This window comes from Aureimonas sp. AU4 (assembly GCF_001463765.1).
Classification (GTDB): domain Bacteria; phylum Pseudomonadota; class Alphaproteobacteria; order Rhizobiales; family Rhizobiaceae; genus Aureimonas.
On sequence record NZ_BBWK01000066.1, the window covers coordinates 1 to 24161 of the forward strand.

At 66.0% G+C, this 24161-nt stretch carries 21 protein-coding genes and 1 pseudogene; 19 read left to right on the forward strand and 3 right to left on the reverse strand.

Going from position 1 to position 24161, the window contains the following annotated elements:
* Positions 1–154 precede the first annotated feature (154 nt).
* The 3 genes from AUL35_RS17215 to AUL35_RS17225 form a co-directional block, all read right to left on the reverse strand.
* Positions 155–1000, reverse strand: coding sequence for an MBL fold metallo-hydrolase (locus tag AUL35_RS17215; protein ID WP_062016954.1), 846 nt, complete (start codon positions 998–1000; stop codon positions 155–157).
* 436 nt (positions 1001–1436) lie between these two features.
* Positions 1437–1931, reverse strand: a complete 495-nt coding sequence (locus AUL35_RS17220) for a DUF4142 domain-containing protein (RefSeq protein WP_062016956.1) — start codon at positions 1929–1931, stop codon at positions 1437–1439.
* A gap of 70 nt (positions 1932–2001) precedes the next feature.
* Positions 2002–2883, reverse strand: a complete 882-nt coding sequence (locus tag AUL35_RS17225; RefSeq protein ID WP_062016958.1) for a manganese catalase family protein — start codon at positions 2881–2883, stop codon at positions 2002–2004.
* 32 nt (positions 2884–2915) lie between these two features.
* Here AUL35_RS17225 and AUL35_RS22235 point away from each other — a divergent pair, with 32 nt between their 5' ends.
* From AUL35_RS22235 to AUL35_RS17325, 19 genes and pseudogenes are all read left to right on the forward strand, one after another.
* Positions 2916–3101, forward strand: coding sequence for a hypothetical protein (locus AUL35_RS22235; RefSeq protein ID WP_156418053.1), 186 nt, complete (start codon positions 2916–2918; stop codon positions 3099–3101).
* 156 nt (positions 3102–3257) lie between these two features.
* The gene (locus tag AUL35_RS17230; protein WP_062016960.1) at positions 3258–3569 is read left to right on the forward strand and encodes a hypothetical protein; all 312 of its coding nucleotides are present in this window, start codon (positions 3258–3260) and stop codon (positions 3567–3569) included.
* A complete protein-coding gene (locus AUL35_RS17235; RefSeq protein WP_062016962.1) occupies positions 3569–3799 on the forward strand; it encodes a hypothetical protein in 231 nt (76 codons plus the stop codon). Before AUL35_RS17230 ends, AUL35_RS17235 begins: the two co-directional genes overlap by 1 nt.
* Before the next feature lie 66 nt (positions 3800–3865).
* Positions 3866–4534 carry an HAD family hydrolase gene (locus AUL35_RS17240; protein WP_062016964.1) on the forward strand — a complete coding sequence of 223 codons (669 nt, stop codon included), beginning with the start codon at positions 3866–3868 and terminating at the stop codon, positions 4532–4534.
* Between the two features lie 9 nt (positions 4535–4543).
* Complete coding sequence (locus AUL35_RS17245) at positions 4544–5401, forward strand: formate/nitrite transporter family protein (RefSeq protein ID WP_062016966.1); 858 nt, start codon at positions 4544–4546, stop codon at positions 5399–5401.
* Positions 5402–5483: 82 nt separating this feature from the next.
* A complete protein-coding gene (locus tag AUL35_RS17250; RefSeq protein WP_062016968.1) occupies positions 5484–5678 on the forward strand; it encodes a hypothetical protein in 195 nt (64 codons plus the stop codon).
* 163 nt (positions 5679–5841) lie between these two features.
* Positions 5842–6759 carry an SMP-30/gluconolactonase/LRE family protein gene (locus AUL35_RS17255; RefSeq protein WP_062016970.1) on the forward strand — a complete coding sequence of 306 codons (918 nt, stop codon included), beginning with the start codon at positions 5842–5844 and terminating at the stop codon, positions 6757–6759.
* Positions 6760–6965: 206 nt separating this feature from the next.
* Positions 6966–8414, forward strand: coding sequence for a sensor histidine kinase (locus AUL35_RS17260; RefSeq protein ID WP_062016972.1), 1449 nt, complete (start codon positions 6966–6968; stop codon positions 8412–8414).
* An 11-nt stretch (positions 8415–8425) separates the two neighbouring features.
* Positions 8426–8779, forward strand: a complete 354-nt coding sequence (locus tag AUL35_RS17265) for a response regulator (protein ID WP_156418054.1) — start codon at positions 8426–8428, stop codon at positions 8777–8779.
* Positions 8780–8976: 197 nt separating this feature from the next.
* Positions 8977–9979 (forward strand): annotated as a pseudogene (locus AUL35_RS21710) (IS3 family transposase).
* A gap of 361 nt (positions 9980–10340) precedes the next feature.
* Complete coding sequence (gene bcsA, locus AUL35_RS17285) at positions 10341–12566, forward strand: UDP-forming cellulose synthase catalytic subunit (RefSeq protein WP_082666407.1); 2226 nt, start codon at positions 10341–10343, stop codon at positions 12564–12566.
* 28 nt (positions 12567–12594) lie between these two features.
* Entirely contained in the window at positions 12595–14916 is a 2322-nt protein-coding gene (locus AUL35_RS17290) for a cellulose biosynthesis cyclic di-GMP-binding regulatory protein BcsB (protein ID WP_082666408.1), read from the forward strand.
* 26 nt (positions 14917–14942) lie between these two features.
* Complete coding sequence (locus AUL35_RS17295) at positions 14943–16010, forward strand: glycosyl hydrolase family 8 (protein WP_062016979.1); 1068 nt, start codon at positions 14943–14945, stop codon at positions 16008–16010.
* Positions 16001–17896 (forward strand): hypothetical protein, encoded by a 1896-nt coding sequence (locus AUL35_RS17300; protein WP_062016981.1) that lies wholly within the window; start codon positions 16001–16003, stop codon positions 17894–17896. Before AUL35_RS17295 ends, AUL35_RS17300 begins: the two co-directional genes overlap by 10 nt.
* 57 nt (positions 17897–17953) lie before the next feature.
* Complete coding sequence (locus tag AUL35_RS17305; protein WP_062016983.1) at positions 17954–19075, forward strand: calcium-binding protein; 1122 nt, start codon at positions 17954–17956, stop codon at positions 19073–19075.
* A 307-nt stretch (positions 19076–19382) separates the two neighbouring features.
* Positions 19383–20432, forward strand: a complete 1050-nt coding sequence (locus tag AUL35_RS17310) for a LacI family DNA-binding transcriptional regulator (protein ID WP_062016985.1) — start codon at positions 19383–19385, stop codon at positions 20430–20432.
* Between the two features lie 159 nt (positions 20433–20591).
* On the forward strand, positions 20592–21524 hold the full coding sequence (locus AUL35_RS17315) for an ABC transporter substrate-binding protein (RefSeq protein WP_062016987.1): 933 nt from the start codon (positions 20592–20594) through the stop codon (positions 21522–21524).
* 78 nt (positions 21525–21602) lie between these two features.
* A complete protein-coding gene (locus AUL35_RS17320; RefSeq protein WP_062016989.1) occupies positions 21603–23135 on the forward strand; it encodes a sugar ABC transporter ATP-binding protein in 1533 nt (510 codons plus the stop codon).
* On the forward strand, positions 23132–24160 hold the full coding sequence (locus tag AUL35_RS17325) for a ribose ABC transporter permease (protein ID WP_244493810.1): 1029 nt from the start codon (positions 23132–23134) through the stop codon (positions 24158–24160). Before AUL35_RS17320 ends, AUL35_RS17325 begins: the two co-directional genes overlap by 4 nt.
* The last annotated feature ends 1 nt before the right edge of the window (position 24161 follow it).

Below are 24161 nucleotides of genomic sequence, written 5' to 3' on the forward strand. Positions count from 1 at the left end.
GCATCAGAACGTTCCGCTTGCCTTGGCGGTCCATGGGGATCCGGCCCATCTCGCTTCAGCAACGACCTCATCGAAAAGCTTCGGCTTCTGCCTCAACACGGAACGCTGGATCTCAGTTGAGTCAACCACCGTCATCAAGGCGACGAGCGATGGCCTATGAGAGGTCCCGCAGGTGTTCGGGCGGAGCGATCCGCTCGAACCCGTCTGCCAATTGATGAAGGGCCGCTCGCATCTTGGGGCCAGCCATGGCGCGCCCATGCCCGGTCACAAGCAAATCGGGCTCCAAGGCGGCAAGGAGGCGCGCGGAGCAGGCAGCGCTCGCCCAGTCCGGCGTGAAGTAGCGCGGCGGGCCATGCATCTCGGGCTCCTGCACGAAAACTTCGTAGGCCGATTCCTGCCCCGTCGTAATGACGGCGTCGCCTGCCACGAGCGACCGATCCGCTTCGCGCCAGAGCGACACATGCCCGGGTGTATGGCCGGGTGTGTGCAACCATCGCCAGCCAGTCAGGAAGGGCAAACTCCCATCGGCGGGGAGCGCACGAAGCCGCTCGGAGACATTGACGGGAGATCGAGGAAAGAGAGGTGCGAGCTTGGGCATGAGCCCCCCGTCGGCTTTCGTGTCCGGCCGCTCATAGGCTTCCCGACCGTCGAGGAAGGGATGCTCCAGCTCGTGCGCGAGGACCGGCACGTCCCATTCCCGGCTGAGGTCCTCCAACGCGCCGATATGGTCGAAGTGACCGTGCGTCTGAAAGATTGCGGCCGGTCGCGCACCGGGGCCAAAACGCTCCTGGGCTGCAGCCACGATCTCACCCTTCGTGCTCGTGATCCCGGTATCCACGAGCACCCAACCCCGGTCGCCCGCGCCAGCCGAGCCGAGAAGGACGACATTGACAAGCGCTGTGCGTAGGTAAGCGATGTCTGGACGGATCTCTCGGACATGGGCGGGACCGACACTCTCTGTCGCTCTCGCAGAGGCTCCCAGCGGGATTTGTACGGTCATGTCGGCCTGTCTCCTCTGGCTGGGCTCACTCCTGAAGCGCCAGCTGAAATGGCACTTGGCTTAGCAAGTTGATCCAAACCCAGAACGATCCCGCGGCACGTGTTAGGTCTCAGTCTAATCGCCTGGGTGTGATGTGACCGTTGCCGTACGCATGGCCTGGCCTGACGACCCGACAGACGTCGTTGGCGCTTCGGTTCTACCCGTCTGCTCGAACGGCAATTCGTGCGGGCGGATAGTGGGACGCCCAATGTCTTTCTTGGACCGCCAGCGGATTGACCGCTTCTGGATGTCCGCTTCTTCGGCGGCGATCGACGCGACGGAGGGAAAGCCGACCGTCTGGTTGGGGCCGCTGAAACAAAGAAGCGGACAGGCCCCAGGTGGAAGAAGGCCCCCCCCTGTTGCAGGGCAAGCCTCCATTGCATCGATAGCGTGTCTCTTACAGTTGTCGCTTGATGTTCTGAAGAAGAAACAGGTGGGACTCGATCCCAGTTATGCCGACGATCGAAGCGCCTTTTGCCATCGGATCCTGTCCACTACGCGCATATCGCTCGTGGATCGCCTTGAGTTCTCGGTGCTCCGCGATCTGCCCATCGACATACATCATGTCAAAGGCTGCTCCGTCTGCAGCCTTGAGCTTCTCCAGCATGGCAACCTTGTCGGCAGGAATGCCGGCAGCTCCGGGGCGGGAACCGAACGCTTTGGCAACTGCCGCCTGCTCGGTGATCTCGAGCTTGGCAAACGCCTTTACGGCAGCGTTACTACCCTTGCGTTCGGCCAACTGGCTAGTTGCGGTCGAGAAATCCCCGCCCTGCAAGGCCGGCAGCTTTGCGGCCTCGATCGTGGCCGATTGAGCGAAGGCGGTTGCCCCCAGCGGCAGAAGCGTGATGACGGCGGCGCTTGCAATGGAGGTAATGAGATGACGTCGAAGCATCAATCGTTCCTTGATTTCTGATGATGGCTAAAAGAGACAAGCCTGGGAAAGGCGTCTCCGCAGTGGATGTTTAGAGATTGCGCTCGATGGCGCCCTCGACCCGCCCGAGCAACCCCTCCGCGCCCGACTTGGACGTCTGTCCCGTTTGAGCCCCGCCGTCTGGCCGTGCAGGGGCGAGCGAGGGCTTGCCGCCCATAGGTTCGGACTGCATCGCCGTGAACTCATCCTTGCCATCGATCGAGGGACCCGACGTCCAGCGACCCTGCGGGATCGACCCGTCGGTCATGTGACCGAAGTAGGCGTAAGCGTACTTTCCATTCTCCTCGGACTGCGGGAAGGAGTTCGGGATCGGCAGGTTCGCGCTTTCGCCGCCCATGTCCTCCAGAGCTGCCAGCCATTGCTGCTGATGCATGGTGTCGCGCGCGATCATGAAGGAGAGCATGTCCTTCATCCCGGGGTCGTCGGTCATGTTGTAGAGGCGTACGGCGAGCGCACGGCCCGTCGATTCCGCGCAGACGTTGGAATGCATATCAGCCGCGATGTTACCGGACGCGTAGATATGGCTCATGTCGAACGGCACGCCGTTGGCGTCCACGGGCATGGCCGCAAGCCCCGCCGACAGGATGTGACGCATGTCCATGCCGTTGAGGACGGCACCACCTGCGACGTCGGCTGAGATGTCCTCCTGCAGCGACAGGGGCGCCTTCTCGAGGTTGAGCGCGACTGCGGTCGCGAGCATCTCGATATGGCCCAGTTCCTCCGTGGCCGTGTTCATCAGCATGTCGCGGTACTTCGCGGGACCGCGCGCACCAAAGGCTTGGAACATGTACTGCATGGCGACACGGATCTCGCCCTCGACACCGCCAATGGCCTGCTGAAGCGCCTTGGCGAAGACTGGGTTTGGCCGCTCGACGCGGACCGGGTACTGTAGTTTGCCGTCGGTGTAGAACATTAAGTTTCCCTTCCTGTGTGGAGAGGGAAGTCATGATCGACCCGCACGTTCCGCAACTCGGACCAACTAGTTTTGTAGGACGCTACGGTTCAAGGGGTGCGGTCGATTCGCAGAATACCCGTATCTTACTTCGTCGCGCGTCATCCGATCGAGGGGCCACGGACGTGCTGCTCGCCGATTTCCCGCTGACCACCCAACAGTTCCGCAAAGCGCGCTGAGGGCGAACCGCGGTCGAGACGGGGCCTGCCGCCGTCCGTCGATTTCTATGATGCGATGCTAACTCCGACCGCACTGCATGTCTGCCTATGCAAGCTCGCGGGCCGATTTTCCCGTTCATGCGTTGTTGCAAGGTGGGATCATCGAAGGGCGGAGCCATGGGCACGATACTCAGCGCGCAGTTCGAGCCGCGCCGCGAGGCCGAGATGACGGTCGAGCGTCTGGTTCAGGAGCACGGCCTCGAGCGCAGCGACATCTTCGTTGCGGCGGCGGGCAGGGCCAACACGGCGGGCCGGGAGGGCGCCGGCTCGGATGCGAGAGCCGCAGAGCCCGGAGCGCCGAGGCGGAACGATGCGGCGTTGAACGGATCGATCGAGGTTTCCGCCGACATCGGGGACGGGGGGCGGACGAGCGTCGTCCGCCAAGCGTTGGGCGAGTTCCATGCCCGCGATGTCGAGGAGGCGCGATAGTGGCCGGGTCCTCCACGCGACTTTTCTCCCGCAACTCCGCGGCCGAGAAGGATCGCGTTCCCGAGAACGCTGGCACGCCGCGCGTGTCCGACACCCTCGTCGGCACCGACGCGTCTCCGGATCCCGACTACCATCCGGAAGCGCTGGCGAACGCCGTGACCGACAGCGAGGCGGGCGCCATTCCCGACAGCGATGAGGGCGGCATCGTTCCGCTGAAGCGACGGGACTGATCGCCGTTCCATGGGCAGGCGAGTTTGCCGCTCGAACCCAACGCTCGTTCGGAAAGACTGTCCGCCATGCCCATCAAGGCCATTCTCTTCGACATCGACGGGACGCTGGTCGACAGCAACGACCTTCACGTGCTGGCCTGGGAAGAGGCCTTCGCGGGCATCGGCATTACGCTGGAGCGCCAGACGATTCACGACCAGATCGGCAAGGGCGCCGACATGCTGGTTCCCTCGCTCCTGCCCGACGCCGACGAGGCGATGCGGGACAAGCTCGACAAGGCCCACGGGTCGATCTTCAAGGCGAGGTATCTTTCCGACGCCAAACCCTTCCCCGGCGCGCGCGCGCTTCTGCTCAGGGTGCATGGGGCAGGGCAGCGGGTGGTCCTGGCCTCGTCCGCTTCCGCCGAGGAACTCGATCACTATCTCGATCTGCTCGACGCCCGCGATCTCGTGACGGCCACGACCAGCAGCAAGGACGTCGAGCGCACCAAGCCCGCGCCCGACATCTTCGCGACCGCGCTCGCCAGGCTGGAGGGGATCGACCCGGACGAGGCGATCGTCGTCGGCGATACGCCCTACGATATCGAGGCCGCGCTCCGGTCCCGCCTCGCCACGATCGCGGTGCGGTCGGGCGGGTTCTCCGATGCGACCTTGCGGGAGGCGGGCGCGATCGGGATCTACCAGGACGTTGCGACGCTTCTCGCCGACTACGACACATCCCCGCTTGCGGATCGATAGGGAGCTTGAATGGCTGGCGACGATGCACCGCCCACCAACCGCAAGGCCGAACCGTCCCCGGACATGACGGCGGATGACAAGCGGGCCGTGGACGAGCGAGGTTCGGGGTCGGCCAAGGTCGTGCATGAGGTCGTGCGCCTGCGCGGCGAAGAGGAACTCGACCGCCCGTTCCGCTCGCTCCTGTTCTCCGGCTTTGCCGCGGGCGTCGCGGTCAGCACCTCGATCCTGGCGGAGGCGTTCCTCCACATGCGGCTACCGGATGAGCCGTGGACGGAGCTGGTCGTCTCGCTCGGCTACACGGTCGGTTTCGTGATCGTGATCCTCGGTAATATGCAGCTCTTCACCGAAAGCACCGTCACCGCCGTCCTGCCCTTGGCCACCCATCCGACACGGTGCAACCTGGCTCGCCTGCTGCGGCTTTGGGGGACCGTCTTTGCCGCCAACATGGCGGGCACATTTCTCGTGGCCTTCCTGATGGCGCGTCACGTCGTCGTCGATCCCGAACAACTGGACGCCGCAAAGGCCGTCTCACGCGCGATCCTGACCCATGGACCCGGCGAGACGCTGCTTCGGGCGATGCCGGCCGGCTTCCTGATTGCCTCGATCGCCTGGATCCTGCCCAACGCCCGGGGCAGCGAGTTCTGGGTCGTCGTCCTCGTTACCTATGTCGTCGCGATCGGCGGTTTCAGCCACGTGGTGGCGGGGTCGACGGAGGCCTGGCTCCTGATGCTGACAGGGGAGACAGGCATCGGGCACGCCGTCTTCGGCCTGGTTCTCCCCGCGCTCGTCGGCAACATCATCGGCGGCACCGGCCTGTTTGCCGTCGTAGCCCACGGACAGGTCCGCGACGAAATCAAAACGGGATAGCGCCCTAAACGGAACCGTGGGCAGAACCCGAAGGAGAACGCCATACTGGATCTGACCGACGAAGAGAGCAAGTTCCTGCACAATGAGGGCCGTGACCCTCGACCAGGACGGGCTAGAGACCTTCGTTGGCCTGACGGCTGATGAGAGCGAGGGGTACCTGCCGCTCTCGCGCCGCAACGAGGGCGGCGAGGATATGAGCGGGAGCGCACGCTTCATGGCGCGGCGCGCAAAGCACGAAGACCGGCGGCAGCGCCTTGTCGAGGGCGAGACACCTTGATGCGTTCCAGAAGGACGAACAGGGAACGGAAGTTTCTTCCGCTGAAGGATCCGATCAACGGTACTGCGTTTCGAGCAGTCTTCGCTAGCTACGATTATACTGCGTTTGCTTGCAGGAACCACGTCACCGAACCGCTGCTTCTCCAATCGGAAGGGTAGTTGCGATGATCGATGTCGAGGTGGTGTGCCGAGCTGGAGCCCTCAACGGTGAGGGACCCGTTTGGAGCGCGGTTGAGAAACGGCTCTACTGGATCGACATCCGCGCTCCGGCGCTGCACCGCTTCGATCCCGCGACAGGTCAGAATGAGACTTGGGGTATGCCGGCTTGGATTGGTTGCTTGGCCTTGGTCGAGACCAACGTCGTCGTGCTGGCGCTGCGAACGGGTCTTTTCCGCTTCGACACAAGCAGCGGGGCGCTGACGTTCCTTGCGCCTGCCCCCTTCAATCCCCGCCGCTTCACGTTCAACGATGGAGGATGCGACCATCGCGGTCGGTTCTTTGCCGGGACGATGCTCGATCCGATCGATCCGCTTGAACCTGAAAACGCCAATGAAGACCAAAACGGCACGCCACTCTGGCGCTTCGGTGAGCAGGCAAGGTGGAGCAGCGCGTCACCACCCGTCCAAACCTCCAATGGGCTGGCCTGGAGTCCGGACGGACGTACGATGTACCATAGCGACACCGCCCAGAAGACTGTCTGGAGCTGCGACTACGATACCGCGACCGGCGTTGCGGACAACCGACGCGTCTTTGCACGGGTAGAGGAGGGACTGGGGCCGGACGGCGCAGCGGTGGACGCGGAAGGCTTCTACACTTGCGCCGCGTTCGGAGGAGGCTGCCTTCTTCGCTTCGATCCCGATGGCAAGTTGGAGCGGCGCATCACGATGCCCGCACGCTTCGTCACCATGCCCGCGTTTGGCGGGCCAGATCTCTCCTCGCTCTTCGTTACCTCCGCAAGCTTTCCGGTGCCTGAAAAGGACCGAGCCGCTCGCCCGATGGAAGGGTGCCTGTTTGCGCTGGATGCGCCTGCACGCGGGGTCGCGCCCCATCCCATAATTCTAGATCCAGCTGCATTGACCTAGCCGCGATGCAAGAGCGTCGATGTATGAGAAAACTGTTTAGCCGGCCCAAAGATCAGTACTTTTTGCGGATCTGACAGCAAGGACGTTTCGCTCTAATTTGACGAATAAAATGGCTGCCAATCGAGGCTGCGGCGTCTGGCCTGAACCAGCCAGAAGTTCCTTCTCGCCAAACGGCCAAGATCCTGGGAGCCGAGGTCTGAAGCCGAATGACGAGCGCTGAGACGGATACTGATTACGCGGCAATTCTGGCAGGCATCCCTCAGCCCTATCTTGTGCTTGACGCTGATCTAACGATCGTCGCCGCGACGGATGCGTATCTCAGGACAACGGACCGCACACGGAAGGACATCGTTGGTCAGCACATTCTCGAAGCGTTTCCCGAGAACCCCGACGCTGCCGGCACGGTTGAGCAGGGACCGCTGGAGGTCTCGCTGCGTCATGTCTTGAGGACGGGCGAGCCACACGAGATGGCGGTGATTCAGTACGACATTCCTCGGTCGCCCAGCGAGGGGGGTGGCTTTTACCAACGGTACTGGACCCCGGTACATACTCCGGTGAAAGACGCGAACGGCTCCGTTCGCTATATCGTCCAGAACCCTATGGACGTGACAGAAAGCGTTCTGAGAACCCGGGAGGCGGACGCCCGATTGCGTATTGCCTTGCACGCCGCCGATCTCGGATCATGGGAGTATGAGCCCGACACCGACATCTGGCGCCGTAGCCCGACAGTCGACGCGTTCTTTGGCGTCAGGCCGGGGGAAGGGGGATCTGTCGCAGCGCCTTTCTTCGCGATGATGCACCCCGACGACCGGCCCTCTGTCATCGCTGCGGTGCAGAATGCTGTTGGCAGCCCCGATCAGACAACTCTGCATTTCAATTATCGCGTCGTCGACCGGCTCACGGGAGAGACGAGGCATATCGCGTCCCGGGGGGAGGTGCTTCGCACTTCGAAGGGCAAGCCGCGCCTGATCGGCGTCATGATGGACGTCACGACCGATCGTCTAAGAGAAGCTGCATTGGCCGACGCTCTGAAGGCACAGGAAAACCTTCTCGCACAAAAGGATGTGCTACTCGCGGAGGTGAACCACCGCGTCAAGAACAGCTTGCAGCTTGTCGTGAGCGCTCTCAGTCTTCAGGCGAGACGACTGTTGGATCCGGCTTTGAAGGCCGCATTCGAACAGGCCATCTCGCGAGTGCGCGCCATCACCTCGGTCCACGAACGCCTCTATCGAACCGATAACCCACTCGTCGTGGAAATGGCTGACTACCTTGAAGGCCTGTGTACCGATCTTGCTGTCAACTCGGAACTGCGTGACCTTCTCAAGGTTGACGTAGAGCCCATCCACATCAGAACAGAAAGGGCAATACCAATTGCTCTCATCGTCAATGAACTTGTCACCAACGCATTGAAGTATGCCTATCCGGAAGGAAGGTCAGGTCCAATCGTTCTCTCGATGAAGACGAAAATGGACGGGATGCTCGAACTGAGCGTTGCCGACGAAGGGGTCGGGTTCTCAGGTGAGACGACCTCGCAAGGTTTGGGCAGTCGATTGGTCAAGACAATGGCATCTCAGATCGAAGGCTACGTCGAGACGCAAGCGGCCGAGCGCGGCTACCGCGCGGCGGTCATCTTCCCGCGCGAGGCTTCTCGGTGAGCCTTTGCATTATGATTGTCGAGGACGAATTGCTGCTTGCAATGGATCTGGAAGACATCCTCGTCGATGCAGGACACAAGGTAGCGGGGCAAGCCTCTGACATGAAGGAAGCGTTGGCTCTTGCCGAGCGTGTCGGAGAGCAAATTGACATCGCCATCATGGACGTGAACCTCGCGCGAGGGTCGAACGGGGTTGAGACGGCAGCTGCCCTTCGCCGACTTTGGAACATCCCCTCGCTGTTTGTAAGCGGCAACCTCGATGAGAAGACACGGGCGCTCGCTCTCGAATGGGAGCCTGTTGGCTTCGTTGGCAAGCCTTATTCTGAACGAGAGGTCTTGGCCGCTATTGCAACGGTTGTTGCCTGAACGAGCAAAAGCTTAGCGCTGCCATCTTTATGATTCTGTTGGAAGTGATGGCAGACCTCTGTCGGGTTGAGCGCATTCGAAGCCGATGTATCAATCAAATCAGTTGGATTCCTTCCGCCTCGCTTGCCGCCGGTGGTCTGCCCTCTGAAATGTGGTCCCCCTTGAAGTCGGCTTTCGAGCCGCTGGAGGATGCTCAGATGGGACAGAAGAAGCACAGGCCGGAAGAGATCGTCGCCAAGCTGCGGCAGGTCGATGTGTTGCTCTTTCCGGGTCGTTCGGTGGCGGAGGCGATCCGCACGATCGGCGTGACGCCGTTCACGTGACTTCGATGGCGCAAGGGGTTCGGCGGGCTGAGGAGAGATCAGGTGAAGCGTCTGAAGGACCTTGAGAAGGAGAACGAGCGCCTGCGCAAGGCCGTTGGGCGCCGGATCACGGCCCTGCTTGGGGATGCCGGCTGGCGCGTGAACGTAGCCAAGTCGAGCGCATCTGTCTCCGGGAAGGCCTGGAGGTGCCAGCCAGGCAGCCCAAGCGCGGCCGGCTCTGGCTGAACGACGGCTCGTGCGTACGGCTTCGGCCCGAGCGACCCAACCACGTCTGGTCCTACGACTTTGTCGAGGACCGCACCCATGACGGCCGCAAGTTCCGCATGCCTGGCGACAAACGCTTGCGCGTTTGCGCCGACGTGATCGACGGGTTCACCCGAGAATGCCTGGCCATCCGGATCGACCGGAAGCTGGAGTCCACGGACGTCATCGATGTTCTGTCGGACGTATTCATCCTGCGCGGCGTGCCGGGCAACATCCGCTCCGAGTTCTGAGGGGCAGCCATCGATCCAGTGAGTCGATGGCCCGAAGAACGGTCCCGCGTTCATCGCCAAGGCGGTGCGCGAGTGGATTGCGGCGGTCGGCGCCAGGACCGCGTTCATCGAGCCTGGCAGCCCATGGGAGAACGGCACCTGCGAAAGCTTCGACTCGAAGCTTCGGGACGAGCTTCTGAACGGCGAGATCTTCTACAGTCTCGCCAAGGCAAGGATCGTGATCGAGAACTGGCGCCAGCACTACAACGCCAAGTGACCCCACTCGAGCCAGGGCTACCGTCCACCGGCATCTGCCGCCGCGCCGTGGCCGGCTGCGCCAACCCAGCCCGCTCCGCCGGCCCACCTCAACCGTCGCCGACAAGCCCACCATGCATTGGATCTGATCCGGACCACATGACGGGGGCAGGCCAGTTCAGGAGCCCTGTTCTCCATGAATGCTGTCCATGGGCAAGGATGATCGTCGCACCGGTACGGGTCCGTTGCATCTTCGATCAAAGGCTTATGCCGTCGGCGTGCCTGCCGCTGCCTTCCTCTGGGTCATTAGGATTTTATCAAGGAACGTTATATTTTTTTACAGGGAATCTATCGGACTTTTTCGAAAAACTGAGCGTAAACCAAAAAATGACGTAGCGGTATTTACTCGCTCAGGTCGTGATATAGAGGACATCAGTTAGATGGCTGATGGCTCGATGCGTCGGTCCGGCCGTCGACCTTTCACGACGTCAGTTCTCTCACGAGGTTGGTATGCGCACCATCGTGCTCGCTGTCCTATGGCTGTGCGCAGCCATGGCAGGGCTTTTTCTGATCAGTCAGCCCGTCGGCGTCGACGCGCAACTGACGGTCGCGGTCGCCGCCATCCTGGGGGCGGCTGCTATCTACCTCCTGCGTCTGCGGGGGCCCTGGCGCGCCGTATTCCTGGCCATCTCGACCTTGGTGGTCCTGCGCTACGCCTACTGGCGCACCACCTCGACGCTTCCTTCGCCCGATGACCTTGCGAACTTCGTACCCGCCTTCGTCCTGTATCTCGCTGAGATGTACTACATCGTCCTTCTGGCGATGAACCTGTTCGTGGTCTCGGATCCGCTGGAGCGGGGTGCCGCTCCGCAGGTCGAGGATGACCGGCTTCCGCGCGTCGATGTCTTCGTGCCCACCTATAATGAAAGCGCAAATATCCTCGCCCTGACGCTGTCGAGCGCGAAGGCGCTGGATTATCCTGCCGACAAGCTGCGCGTCTTCCTGCTCGACGACGGCGGCACCGATGAGAAGCGCAATGCGCGCGACCCCGCCAAGGCCGCCGAGGCCTGGCGGCGCCACGAGGAGCTTCAGCTCCTTTGCGGTCAGCTCGGCGTCACCTACGTCACCCGCGCCCGCAACGTCCACGCCAAGGCCGGCAACCTCAATGCGGGCCTCGCCGCCTCGGACGGAGACCTGATCGTCGTCTTCGACGCCGACCATGCTCCCGCGCGCGAATTCCTGCGCCAGACGGTCGGCTACATGGTGCGCGATCCGAAGGTCTTCCTGGTTCAGACCCCTCACTTCTTCTCCAACCCGGACCCGATCGAGAAGAACCTCTCCACCTTCGAGCGCATGCCCTCCGAGAACGAGATGTTCTACGGCACGATCCAGAAGGGCCTCGACAAGTGGAACGCGGCCTTCTTCTGCGGCTCGGCGGCGGTGCTTCGCCGCGCTGCACTGATGCAGGTCGGCGGCTTCTCCGGCATCACGATCACCGAAGACTGCGAGACCGCGCTCGACCTGCACTCCAAGGGCTGGAAGAGCGTCTACGTCGACCGCCCCATGGTCACCGGCCTTCAGCCGGAGACGCTCGCGAGCTTCATCGGGCAGCGCTCGCGCTGGTGCCGCGGCATGCTCCAGATCCTTCTGATGAAGAACGCGGGCCTTATGCCCGGCCTCAGCTGGCCGCAGCGCATCTGCTACCTGTCGTCCGGCCTGATCTGGTTCTTTCCGATCATGCGCATGGTGTTCCTGGCCGCTCCGCTGCTCTTCATCTTCTGCGACCTCAAGATCTACGATGTCTCGACGCAGGAATTCGTCGCCTACACGCTGACCTACCTCGCGGTATCGAGCCTCATCCGCAACTATCTCTACGGCTCCGTGCGCTGGCCGTGGATGTCGGAACTCTACGAATACGTCCAGTCCGTCTATCTCTTCCGTGCCATCATCAGCGTTCTCGTCAACCCGCGTCGCCCGACCTTCAACGTGACGGCCAAGGGCGACACGCTGGCCGAAGATCGCCTGTCGGAGATCGCCTGGCCTTACTTCGCGATCTTTGCGGTCCTGCTCGGCGCGGCCGGCTACAGCGTCTACCGCTACCAGACCGAGCCCGAAATCGGCGGCATCCTTCTGGTGGTCGCCGGCTGGAACCTCCTGAACCTCGTCATCGCGGCCGCGGCCCTTGGTGTCGTCACCGAAAAGCGCGAGCGCCGCGCCACACCGCGCATCCTCACGAAGCGGGCCGCCGAGCTCGTCCTTGACGGCATGTCCGTTCCGGTCGTCGTCACCGACATCTCGACGGGCGGCGCCAAGGTCGAGCCGCTGGGCAGCCTGCGGGTCGTGGCGCCCGATACGAACGCGGAGCTGCGCGTCTCGCGCACCGACGGAACGCCGCTCGGTCTCCTGCCCGTGACGATCCGCACGCAGGGCGAAGAGAAGGGCACGCCGGTGCTCGGCCTGGGATACCGGGCGGACTATGGCGACTATCCGTTGATCGCCGAACTGATGCTCGCCGACATGACCCCGCTGCGCGAGCAGCGCGCCCGGCGCCAGCATCGCCGTGCCCTGTGGCTTGCCAGCGTCAACATCGTCGGATGGGCCTTGCGCTATCCCATGCGCGCCTTCCGACACCTCGTCTTCGATCGGGCCGCCGCGGTGCCTGCGCCCCCGCAGGAGATCCAGACGCTGCAACCCGCGGCGATCCTTCGCCCCAGCGCGCAACCCGCCCAGTCCTGAGCTTCGGAGCCGGATCGTGACACTCGCCATGCCTGTTGCTTCCTGTCGCCGGGCAACCTCCGCCCTGGCCATCCTCGCCTCCGTCGCCGCCAGCGCTCCGGCGCTGGCGGAAGGAGCTCCCGCCTTCGACATGGGCGCCAGCCCCCGGCCGAACACGGCCGTCACCTCTTCCGCCTCTTCCGCCGACCTTTCGCTCGCCCGTCTCCAGGCCAGCGCGCGGGACCTCTTCCTGGGCGGCGAGAACCCGCACCGTTCCTTCCCCGTCTTCGTGACCACCGAGCAGAGCACGAAGAGCGCGAAGCTGACCCTGTCCTACACGAGTGCGGTCTCGGTCGCGCCCGAGACCTCCAGCCTCGTCGTTCTGGTCAACGGCGAAACCGTTCTCGACCGCCCGCTCAAGGTCGGCGAGATCCAGGAGGTCGACGTCCCGCTGACCGTCGGCTTGCTGACGCCCGGCTACAACGCCGTGCAGATCCTCGTGCGCCAGTTCCACCGCGTCGACTGCTCGGTTCCGGGCACCTACGAGCTGTGGACGCAGTTCGATCCCCGCCGCAGCGGCCTGAGCTTCGGTCCGGGCGCGGGGGAGGTGCATGACGTCTCCGACCTTCCCGCCCTTCAACCCGGCGATACGGGTCGCGTCTCGCTTCAGGGCGTGCTGCGCGCCGGAACGCCCGGCGCCGGTACGGATCGCACCATGACGGCGCTTCAGGCCGCGGCGCTTCTGGGCGGCTTCACGGACCCCGTCGTCTCGATCGGACAAGCATCCGGCACCGGAGCGGGCCTCGACGTCGTCGTGGGCACTGACGAGGAGGTCCAGGGACTGGTGGCTGCCAAGCCGGCGGCGACGCCCTGGTCCGGCGTCGGCTTCGTCGCACCGGGGCCGGGGCGCTCCGCGCAGCTCGTCGTCTCGGGTGCGACCGTCACCGAACTCGAGGCGAACCTCGCCCAGCTCGTTGCCGCCGCCGAAAATCGCAAGCCCGTCGGCTCGCCCAGCGGTCTGAGTGCCCTGTCCGGGCTTCGCGGACAGGAGGTCGAGGGCCGACAGTCGCTGGCTTTCGGCGATCTGGGAATCGACGCGCGCCCGTTTTCGGGGCGCTTGTTCCGCGAAGACATCACCTTCTCGCTGCCGGCCGACTTCTATTCGGCCGACTACGACTCCGCCAGCCTTCGCATGAACGCCGCCTATGCGGCCGGTCTGTCGTCCGAGGCCGTGCTTCTGGTGCGCGCCAACGACCGTATCGTCGCGACGCTACCCTTGTCCTCGCCGCGCGCCGGTCAGCTGCGCGACCACCGCCTGCGCGTTCCGCTCGACACGCTGAAGTCCGGCACCAACCGCCTTTCGCTGGAAGCCTTCCTGCCCCGCCCCGAGGACACGGCCTGCGAGCCGGCCGCCGAGCGTCCCGCCCGCTTCGTCCTGTCGGGCTCGACGCGCCTCGAATTCCCGGCCCTCGCGCGGGCCGGGCATTATCCCGATCTCGCCGGAACGCTTGCCGGCGTGAAGTCCGAGGGGCACACGTCGCGCGATCTCGCGCTCTACCTGCCGGGCGGCGATGCGCGCTCGCTCGATGCGGCTTCGACGCTCGTCGCCCGCATGGCCACCGGATCGGGCAGCGTGCGCCGGACACGCCTCGTGTCGGCCATGCCGCACGAGGAGAGCGGCGACCTGCTGGCGGTGGGAACCTACGCCTCGCTACCGGGCGAACTCGTGCGGGCGGTCCGCCTGCGCGCGCCGGGCGAGCCGGAGGCGCTCGTGTCGAGCAGCCGTTGGTTGCCGGTTGCGAGCGCCGAGGCCGCGGCCCCGTCGCCGGCCGCTCCGGCCCTTTCGGGAGACGGGCAGGCCCTGTCGGCCTTCATTCAGCCCGTTGCCTATCGGGAGCGGCTCGCGGAGATCGGACGTCAGGTGGCCGGCCCCGTGCTCGACAGCCTGCATCGCATCGTGAACAAGGACCGTTCCGAGGAGCGCGCGCCGCTCCCGGAAGGCGCGACGATCCTGGCGCAGGCACCGGCGCCCGTTGCAACCGGCGCGGCCTGGACGTTGCTCGCCGCCCCGACCGGCGAGTCTCTCGCGCACGGTCTCGATCGCCTCGTGGAGAATCAGACCTGGACGGGGGTGAACGGAGCCCGCGTCGAGATTCCCGACGCCTCCGACCGCGCCATCGTCTCCGCGTCCGGCGGTTCCGAGCGCCTGTTCGAAACCCAGCCGCGCAGCCTGTCCAACGCGCGTCTCGTTCTGGCCGGCTGGTTCTCTCGCCACAGCGACAACTACGCGTCGTTCGTCCTCTCCGCCTCGCTCCTCCTCGCCCTGTCGACGTGGCTCCTGCTGCGGCGCCTCGGGGAGAAGGACAAGTGAGCGGGCGCAGGCACCGGACTGCCCTCATGTTTCTGGCCGGAACCGCAGCCCTGACCGCCTGCGCCGTCATGCCGGCAAGGGCCGCGCCCGATCGTCCCGCCCTGTCGGTCGAGGCCGGCGACTACCTCCTGGGTGGCTGGGAACTCTACAGCAGCCGCTTCGTGACGCCCGAAGGCCGCGTCGTCGACGACGACAACGGCTCGATCAGCCATAGCGAGGGGCAGGGCTACGGCATGCTGCTCGCCGTGGCGGCGGGCGATCGCGACCGCTTCCAGCGGATCTGGACCTGGACCGAGCAGGAACTGTTCGTGCGGGACGACGACCTGGCGGCCTGGCGCTGGGATCCCAACGCGACACCCCGCGTCACCGATCGCAACGATGCGACCGACGGCGACATCCTGATCGCCTGGGCACTGCTGCGCGCCGCCGAACGCTGGGGCGAGGCCGAGTGGCGTCATCGTGCCCGCAGCATCGCGGACGCTGTCGCCGAACGCGCCACGCAGGCGGCGGGAAAGCTCACGATTCTCATGCCGGGCGTCACCGGCTTTTCGGCGGGCGAGCAGCCCGACGGCCCGGTCGTGAACCTCTCGTACTGGGTCTTTCCCGCGATCGAGCAACTGGAAACCATCTCGCCTTCGCTGGCCGAGGCGAAGCTGCGCGAAAGCGGCCTGGAGCTTGCCCGCCTCGCCCGCTTCGGCCGCGACGCCCTGCCGACCGACTGGATCTCGCTCGCCGCGCGCAAGCCCGCCCCGGCCAAATCGTTCGCGCCGGTCTTCGGCTACAACGCGGTGCGCGTCCCTCTGTACCTCGCCTGGGAAGGCGAGGCGGGCCGCGCGCTTCTGGAGCCCTACCTCGACGCCTGGGCGGGCGAGAACGGCGCCGGTCCCCATGTCGTGGACGTCGAGAACGACCTGCGCGCCGATCGTCTGGACGCGCCCGGCTACGAGGCGATCTCGGATCTCGTGGCCTGCGCCCTGACGCAGCGCCCCGCCAGCGACCGCACGCGCAACTTCGTGCCGACCACCTACTACCCCAGCACCCTTCATCTCCTGAGCCTGATGGCCTTTGCCGAAAGGTACCCGCGATGCCTGTAAAGTCCCTGCTCCTGGCCTCCGCAAGCGTCCTGCTGATCCTAGCGCCCGCCCGTGCCCAGATCGCGGCGCCCGATTTCACGCGATCCGCGCCCGCTGCCGCACCGGCCACGGCCGCAGGCACTCCGACGCCGCAGGCACCCAACTGGTCCGTTCCCGCGCAGCTCCCGGCGGCGATGCCCGCCCCGGCGGGCGCCAATCCGTTCGCCGCGCCGCCGGCCGCCGCGACGCCTGCGCCGGTCCCGGCTCCGGCCTCCGCGCCCTTCGCGCTCGCCCCCGCGCCGGCACCACCTGCGGCCGTCACCGAGCCCGCCAAGCCGGATGAGAGCGCCTTGCGCTATTACGCTTCCCAGAGGGACATGGCGCGCGTGGGTGCCGAGATCCGGCGCCTGAAGGGTCTCTACGCCGACTGGCAGCCCCCGTCTGACCTGTTCGCGACCGGACCCAAGGTCGACGAGCAGCCCATCTGGGACCTGTTCGCGAAGGGCGACCTCGCAGGGGCGCAGGCGATGGTCGCAAGCCTCAGGACGCAGAACCAGGGTTGGCAGCCGAGCGACGACCTGTCCGGCAAGCTCGGCGACGCCGTCGCGCGCCAGAAGATCATGGCGGCTGCCGCCAGTGCCGCCTGGACCGATGTCATCGCAGCGGCGCAGCTCTCGCCCTCGCTCCTGACCTGCGAGCAGGTGGATATTCTCTGGACGCTCGGCGAGGCCTTTGCGCGGACCGGTCATCTCGCCCGTTCCTTCGATGCCTATGCCTACATCCTGAAGACCTGCGAGGATGGCGCCGTGCGCCTCGCCACCGTCCAGAAGGCCGCCCAGCTTCTGCCGCCGCAGGGCTCCGAGGCGCTCCTGGCGCTCGGGCGGACGGGACCCATGGGCGGTGAGTTCGAGGCCGTGCGCTACGATGCGCTGCGCGGCGCGATGGGCCGCGTCGCGTCGGGCGACGGCACGGCCCTCCCGCCGGCAGCCGAGCTGGCCGCCTTTGCGGACTTCGTCGGACGCACGCGCTCGGCACAGGACGCCTCGCTCTTCGGCTGGTACCTTTATGGCCAGAAGCGCTGGAAGGACGCGGCCGGCTGGTTCCGCGCGGCCGGCCAGTTGACGGACGATCCAAAGCCCCTCGAGGGACTGATCCTGTCCCTGCGCAACGACGGCGACAAGGCCGCCGCCTCGGATCTCGCCTTCGAGGCCCGCGCACGCTCGCCCGAGATCGCCAAGATCTATGTCGAGATGGGCGCCGAGCGTCTGACGGCCGATGGCGCGACGCCGCCCAGCGATGCCGAACAGCGCCGTTTCGCCGATGTGGTCGATCAGGCGCGATCGAGCCTGGGAGCGCAGGCGCTCGGCTGGTCGCTGGTGGCGCAGAACAAGCCGGAAGCCGCGCGTGGCTGGTTCGCCAAGTCGGTGGACTGGGAGGAGACCAGCGAGGGCGTGCTGGGACTGGCGGTCGTCGCCTCGCGCCTCAAGGACCGGGCGGGACTGGAGGCGATCAAGAGCCAGTACGGCGCGCGCTATCCCGAAGTCGCCGAGATCCAGGATACGCCGGCCGCCGTCGCCAAGGCGACGCGCCGCATCGCCGCCGGGACCGGGGGCGGGCAGCGCCGCGGCGGCGGAGGCGGTCAGGACAAGGTGCTGCGCGAGGCGCAGAAGCAGTTCGATTCCGGCAACTATCAGGCGGCACTTGCCTCGCTCGACGAGCACGAGCGCAAGTACGGACGCAACCGAGGGGCCGAACTCCTGAAGGGGTGGACCAATCTCAAGATGCGCCGCTACCAGGAGGCGCGCGCGATCTTCAAGGCCGAGGACAAGCGCGGCTCGACCAAGGACACGCGCTTCGGCATCGGGGCGACCTTCAACTCCCAGTTCAATGCCTGGTCGTCGAACTGACCCGCCGGGTTGGCGGGAAGCTGTCGATATTCGTTCCCTTTTTTCTTCGAGATCGCGATGACCTTCACCATCCAGATGCTTCTCGACATGGTGCCGCCGTCGGGCTCACCTCAAACCCAGACCCTCTGGGGCACGGCCGGCGGCGATCAGATCGCTGCGGGCTCGGGCAGCGACACCGTCTACGGTCTTCTGGGAAGCGACACGATCTTCGCCATGCCGCTATGGGGGGAGCGTGCCGAGATCTACGGCGGGCGTGGAGCGGCCGATGGCGAGGACGCCGCTGACGCGATCTCGGTCAGCGGCGAAGGGTCCGCCGCGATCTACGCCAACGCCGGAAACGACGCGATCCTCTATCGCGCGCTCGGCAATGCGACGATCCAGGCGGGGCTGGGCGACGACGACATCCTGATCCTCAACAAGGCCAACAACTTCGTGACCGGCGGTGCGGGACTGGACCGCATCACGATCGACAGCTTCGCCGACAACACGGTCTATGGCGGCAATGCCGCCGCCGACCCGAACGACGGTGCCGATACGATATCCATCCGTGGAAACGGGCAGAACCTCGTCTACGCCAACGGCGGCAACGACAGCATCTTCATCGGCGGTGACGGAAACAACCGCATCTTTGCCGGGCTGGGCGACGATGTGATCCGCGTGCAGGGCGTGGGCTCGAACGTCGTGGTGGGCGGACCGGGCGGCGACGAGATCCTGATCGAGGGGAGCGGCAACAACACGATTTTCGGCGGTGTCGACGCCATGGATCCGGCCGACGGCAACGACCGCATCACCGTCGTGGGCGACGGGCACAATGTTGTTCTCGCCGGAGGGGGCGACGATCTCGTTCGCATCGTCGGGAGCGTCGGCACCCTCATCGACGGGGGAGCGGGCAACGATACGATCGAGGGCAGCGACGGTCTCGATCGCATCACCGGGGGGACGGGATTGAATGTCCTGACGGGCCGGGCAGGGGCCGATACGTTCGTGCACACTCCGGGCGGCCTCGATGTCATCACGGACTTCGACGTCTACAAGGGCGACCGCATCGATACGGGCGGGGAGCGGTTCACGATGGCCCGCACGGCCGATGGCACGCTCTTCCTGCAGTTCGGCGACGCCAGCTTCGTCGCCATTCAGCACGCCCAACCCGGACTGGAGGCAAACCCGTTCTGGGTATGACGAGCCTGCGGCCACGATCGAGATCGCGTGGACTGCGCCGGGCGCCCGTGTCCGCCATGACCGCCAACCCGCTCAAGGCGGCGAGGTCGCATGCCGGTTTGCGCGGTGCGAGAGTGAGTTGCGGTGTCGTCGGAAGCGAGCGAACCGGAGGGGCAACGCCGTCCGGTTTCCTGTCGGCCGCCGCCTGAGGTTTGAGGAAGGAGCCGGTTATCGCGACTTGCCATTCCACTCCTAATCGATTATGCATCCTCCTAATCGTTTATGTCGCATGTTTGCTGCGGCCCTGGTGCGGAAGGGAGGTCTGCGCTTGAAGAAGTCGACGATGCGCGACGTCAGCCGCGTCACCGGACTTTCCATGTTCACCGTCTCGCGTGCCTTGAGCGGCGCGGACGGCGTCTCGGACGAAAGCCGCCTGCAGGTCCGGCGCGCTGCGGACGAGCTCGGATATATTCCGAACAGAGCCGCGCAGGACCTGCGCAAGACCAGCCGCGACTCCGTCGCCGTGATCACGGCCAGCACGTCCAACAGCTACTATCTCGATCTGATGTCCGGCGTTCAGAAGGCACTGCGGCCGGCCGACTGGACCGTTGTCATGGCGGACGTCGCGGTGGACGGCGTCTACGACGCCATCACGGAGGAGCGGACGGTCCGTCGCCTTATCGAGACCCGCACGGCCGGTGTCATCTCGACGCTGACCCTGAAGCCGGCAAGCGTGTCGTTGCTGTCGCGCTGGGACATTCCGATCGTCTTCGTCGACTCCGCGCCGCCCAAGGGGAGGGTCGCCTGCCCAAGCGTCACCACCGACAACTACGCGGCCAGTCGTGAGGTGGGGCGCCATCTCGCGGGGCATGGTTACGCCGACTGGCTGTTCCTTGCCTATCCCGCGCGCTGGTCGACGCGCTTCGAGCGCGAGCGCGGCATCCGGGAGGCAGCCGAGGCTCACGGTATCCGCCTCGAGGTCCTCGAGAGCGGCAATGACCCCGAGTCCGCCCACAAAGTCATGGCGGCGCGCCTTGCCGCCGGCGGTCCCCTGCCGCGCGCCTTGATCGCCGGCAACAATCCCCTTCTGCTGGGCGCGTTGCGCCTTCTGCGCGAGCGGGGTCTGCACGTTCCCGACGATGTCGCGGTGGTCGGCTTCGACGAGTTCGCCTGGGCCGGCCTGACGGATCCGCCGCTGACGGTTCTCAACGAACGAAGCGAGGAGATCGGACACCGTGCGGCTTTGATGCTCGCCCGCATCATCGAGGCGCAGGGCGAGGCGGAGCGTCGCGGCCAGTCGGCGCATCCGGTTTACCGGGACGAAGACGTGCAGCAGGTCGAGCCAGAGCTTGTGATCCGACGGTCCTGCGGCTGCTGATGCCGCGGGCGACGGGAACCCCGGTTCCGCGCATCCGTCGACATAAACGATTTGGGTGCCGGATGCCGGCGTTCGAGAGGAAACCGCGGGATGAGCCCGCGGCGCGTTCGAGAGACCCGTCGCCACCTGCGGAGGCGGTTGAAAAGGAGGAGGAATTCAATGACGGTTCGTGCCATTCTCGCATCCACGATCGCGTTTGCGGCGCTGTCCCTGCCGGCTGCGGCCCAGACCGCCACGCCGACCAAGATCGAGCGCATCGGTCTGATGGTGCAGGACATGTCCAACCCGTTCTTCTCGGCGATGGACAAGGGCGCCCAGAAGGCCGCGGCCGAGATCGGCGCAAGCGTCAACACGCAGGACGCCCAGCTCGATCTGGCCACCCAGAACAACCAGATCGACACGTTCATCCAGCAGGGCGTCAACCTGATCGTCGTCTCGGCGGTCAACGAGGTGGGCCTTGAGCCCGCGATCGGGCGCGCCAAGGAGGCGGGCATCATCGTGATCGCCGTCGATACGCCGGCCAAGGGCGCCGATGCGGTGGTGATGACCAATGCGGTCCAGGCGGGCGAGCGCTCGTGCGAGTACCTGTTCACGCAGATGGGCGGCAAGGGCGAGGTGCTTCTGGTCGACGGCACGCCGATCCAGACCATCATCGACCGCATCCAGGGCTGCCGGAACGTCGCCGCGAAGTTCCCGGACATCAAGATCGTCGGCCAGCAGGCCTCCAAGAACGACCGCGCGTCCGGCCTTGCGGTCACCACCGACATGCTGACGGCCAACCCGGACGTGACGGGCATTTTCGGCATGAACGACCCATCGGCGCTGGGCGCGGTTCTGGCGGTCGAACAGGCCGGCAAGAGCGGGCAGGTCAAGGTGACGGGCGTCGACGGCAGCCCCGAGGCCGTGGCGGAACTGAAGCGCGAGGGCTCGCCATTCATCGGCACGGCCACGCAGAATCCCGGCGGCATGGTTCAGGAGGCGATCCGCATCGCGCAGGCGATGGCGGCCGGCAAGGCGCCGACCGAGCGCACCGTGCTGATCGAGAGCGTCCTCGTCACGCACGACACGGTCGGCCAGTACGCCGGCTGGTAGTCGAGCCGACATTCTGACGTTCCTTCAAGAGGGAAGGCGGCCGGTCCGCCTCCCTCGCTCAGAGGAGGCAGCCGAGCCATGAGCCGCCCGACGGCACCCCTTTTGCGCCTCGAGGGCGTGAGCAAGCGCTATGGCGCGACGCTCGCGCTGAACGACGTCCATCTCGAACTCCGCGCCGGCGAGGTCCATGCGCTGATGGGCGAGAACGGCGCCGGCAAGTCGACGCTGATGAAGATTCTCGCCGGCAATGTCGAGCGGGACAGCGGCAAGATCCTGGTGGACGGTCGCGAGGTCGAGATTCGCTCGCCACGCGATGCCCGGGCACACGGGATCGCGATCATCCATCAGGAACTCAACACCGTTCCGGGCATGACGGTCGCCGAGAACCTGTCGCTCGGCGCCGAGCCGCGCACGCGCTTCGGCACCCTCGACCGTCGCCGGGCCCTTCGCGAGGCCCGCGAGAAGCTCGCCCGCATCGGCGCGGCGATCGATCCGCGCCGACCGCTCGGATCGCTGAGCATCGGCATGCAGCAGATGGTGGAGATCGCGCGCGCCGTCAGCGAAGACGCCCGCATCCTCGTCCTCGACGAGCCGACCGCCGCGCTCTCGCGTGCCGAAGCGCAGGCGCTCTACGCCCTGATCGGGCAGATGCGCGCGGCCGGAGTGGGAATGGTCTACATCTCGCATCGCATGGAGGAGGTCTGGCAGCTCGCCGACCGCGTCACCGTGTTCCGCGACGGGACCCACGTCGGTACGGGGACGATGAGCGAACTGGCGCCGGCCGACGTCGTGCGCATGATGGTCGGCAGGCCCGTCGCCGACCTCTACCATCACGAGCCCCGCCGCCCCGGCGAGCCCGTCCTCGACGTGGCGCAGCTGGAGGGGAACGGCATCGGTCCGGTGAGCTTCCGCGTCCATGCGGGGGAGGTCGTCTGCATGGCGGGCCTGATCGGCTCGGGGCGCACGGAGGTCGCCCGCCTCCTGTTCGGAGCCGACCGCCGCAGCGGTGGCGAGGTCCGTCTCGGCGGGCGCTTGAGCCGTCCGGCCGATCCCCACGAGGCGATCCGGGACGGTCTCGGCTTCGTGCCGGAGGACCGAAAGAGCCAGGGCCTCTTTCTCGACCACTCCGTCGAGGCGAACGTCGCCATCTCGACGCTCAGGCGTTTCGCGCCGGGCGGCGTCGTGCGGGCCGGCAAGGCGCGCGAGGCCGTGCTCGAGCAGATGCGGCGCCTGCGCCTGCGCCTCAACGCCTTGGCCCTGCCCGTGCGGGCGCTGTCGGGCGGAAACCAGCAGAAGGCCGCGCTGGCCCGCTGGCTCCTGCGCGACTCGGCCGTCCTCATCCTCGACGAGCCGACGCGCGGCGTCGACATCGGTGCCAAGCGCGAGATCTACGAGGTCGTCGATGGCCTCGCCCGTGCGGGGAAGGCCGTTCTTGTCGTCTCGTCCGACCTGCCCGAGGCCATCGGGATCAGCGACCGCCTCCTTGTCATGCGCGGCGGGCGGATCGTGAAGGAACTGCGCTCGTCCGACACAAGCGAGGAAGAGGTCATGCTGCACGCCACGGGCGCGGCGGCGCGGACCCATCCGGACATCCAAGGAGCAACGCCGTGATCGCCCCCGATACCCCGAAGGCGGCTGGCCCGTCCGCCGAAACGCTTGTCCCCGAACCATTCGACTTCGCCAAGTGGTGGGACCGGGTCGGCATCCTGGTCGTGCTCGTCGGGCTGATCGTCCTGATGGCCTTCATCGCGCCGAACTTCGCGCGGGTCGACAACCTCCTCAACATCGCCCGCTCCATCTCGGTCAACGCGATCCTGGCGGCCGGACTCACCTTCGTCATCCTGACGGGCGGCATCGACCTGTCGGTCGGCTCGATCGTCGCGGTGTCGGGTGTCGTGGCGGTGCTGTGCGCGATGGCGGGCCTTCCCGCGCCCGCCGCGATCGCGCTCGGCATGGCGGCCGGGGGCACCTGCGGGCTGATCAACGGCGCGCTGACCGCCTATCTCGGCCTCGCGCCCTTCATCGTCACGCTCGGCACCATGACCTTCCTGCGGGGGCTGTCCTACACGATGACGGCCGGCCAGCCGATCGTGGCGAGCGACCTCAACTTCCGGGACCTCGGCAACGGTTATCTCGTCGGCCTGCCGATCCCGGTGATCGTCATGGTTCTCGTCTTCGTCGCGGCCTGGTTCCTCTTGGAGCGCACGCTCTACGGGCGCCATGTCTACGCGGTCGGGGGCAACCGGGAGGCGGCGCGTCTGGCGGGCGTGCGGGTGAACCGCGTCGTGACGTCGGTCTACGTTCTGGCCGGCATCTGCGCGGGACTGGCCGGCGTGATCCTCGCGGCCCGCCTCATCTCCGCGCAACCGACCGCCGGCACCGGCTACGAACTCGACGCGATCGCCGCCGTGGTCCTCGGGGGAACGAGCCTTGCCGGCGGGCGCGGCCGCATCGTCGGCACGCTGATCGGGGCTGTCATCCTGGGCGTCCTCTCGACGGGGCTCATCCTGATGAACGTGCCCTTCTTCACCCAGCTCCTGATCAAGGGCGTGGTGATCATCCTGGCAGTCGCGATCGACAGCCTGAAGCAGCGCTCCTTCCGCTTCGGCCGACGTCTCGGACCTCGCAGGCCCTGAC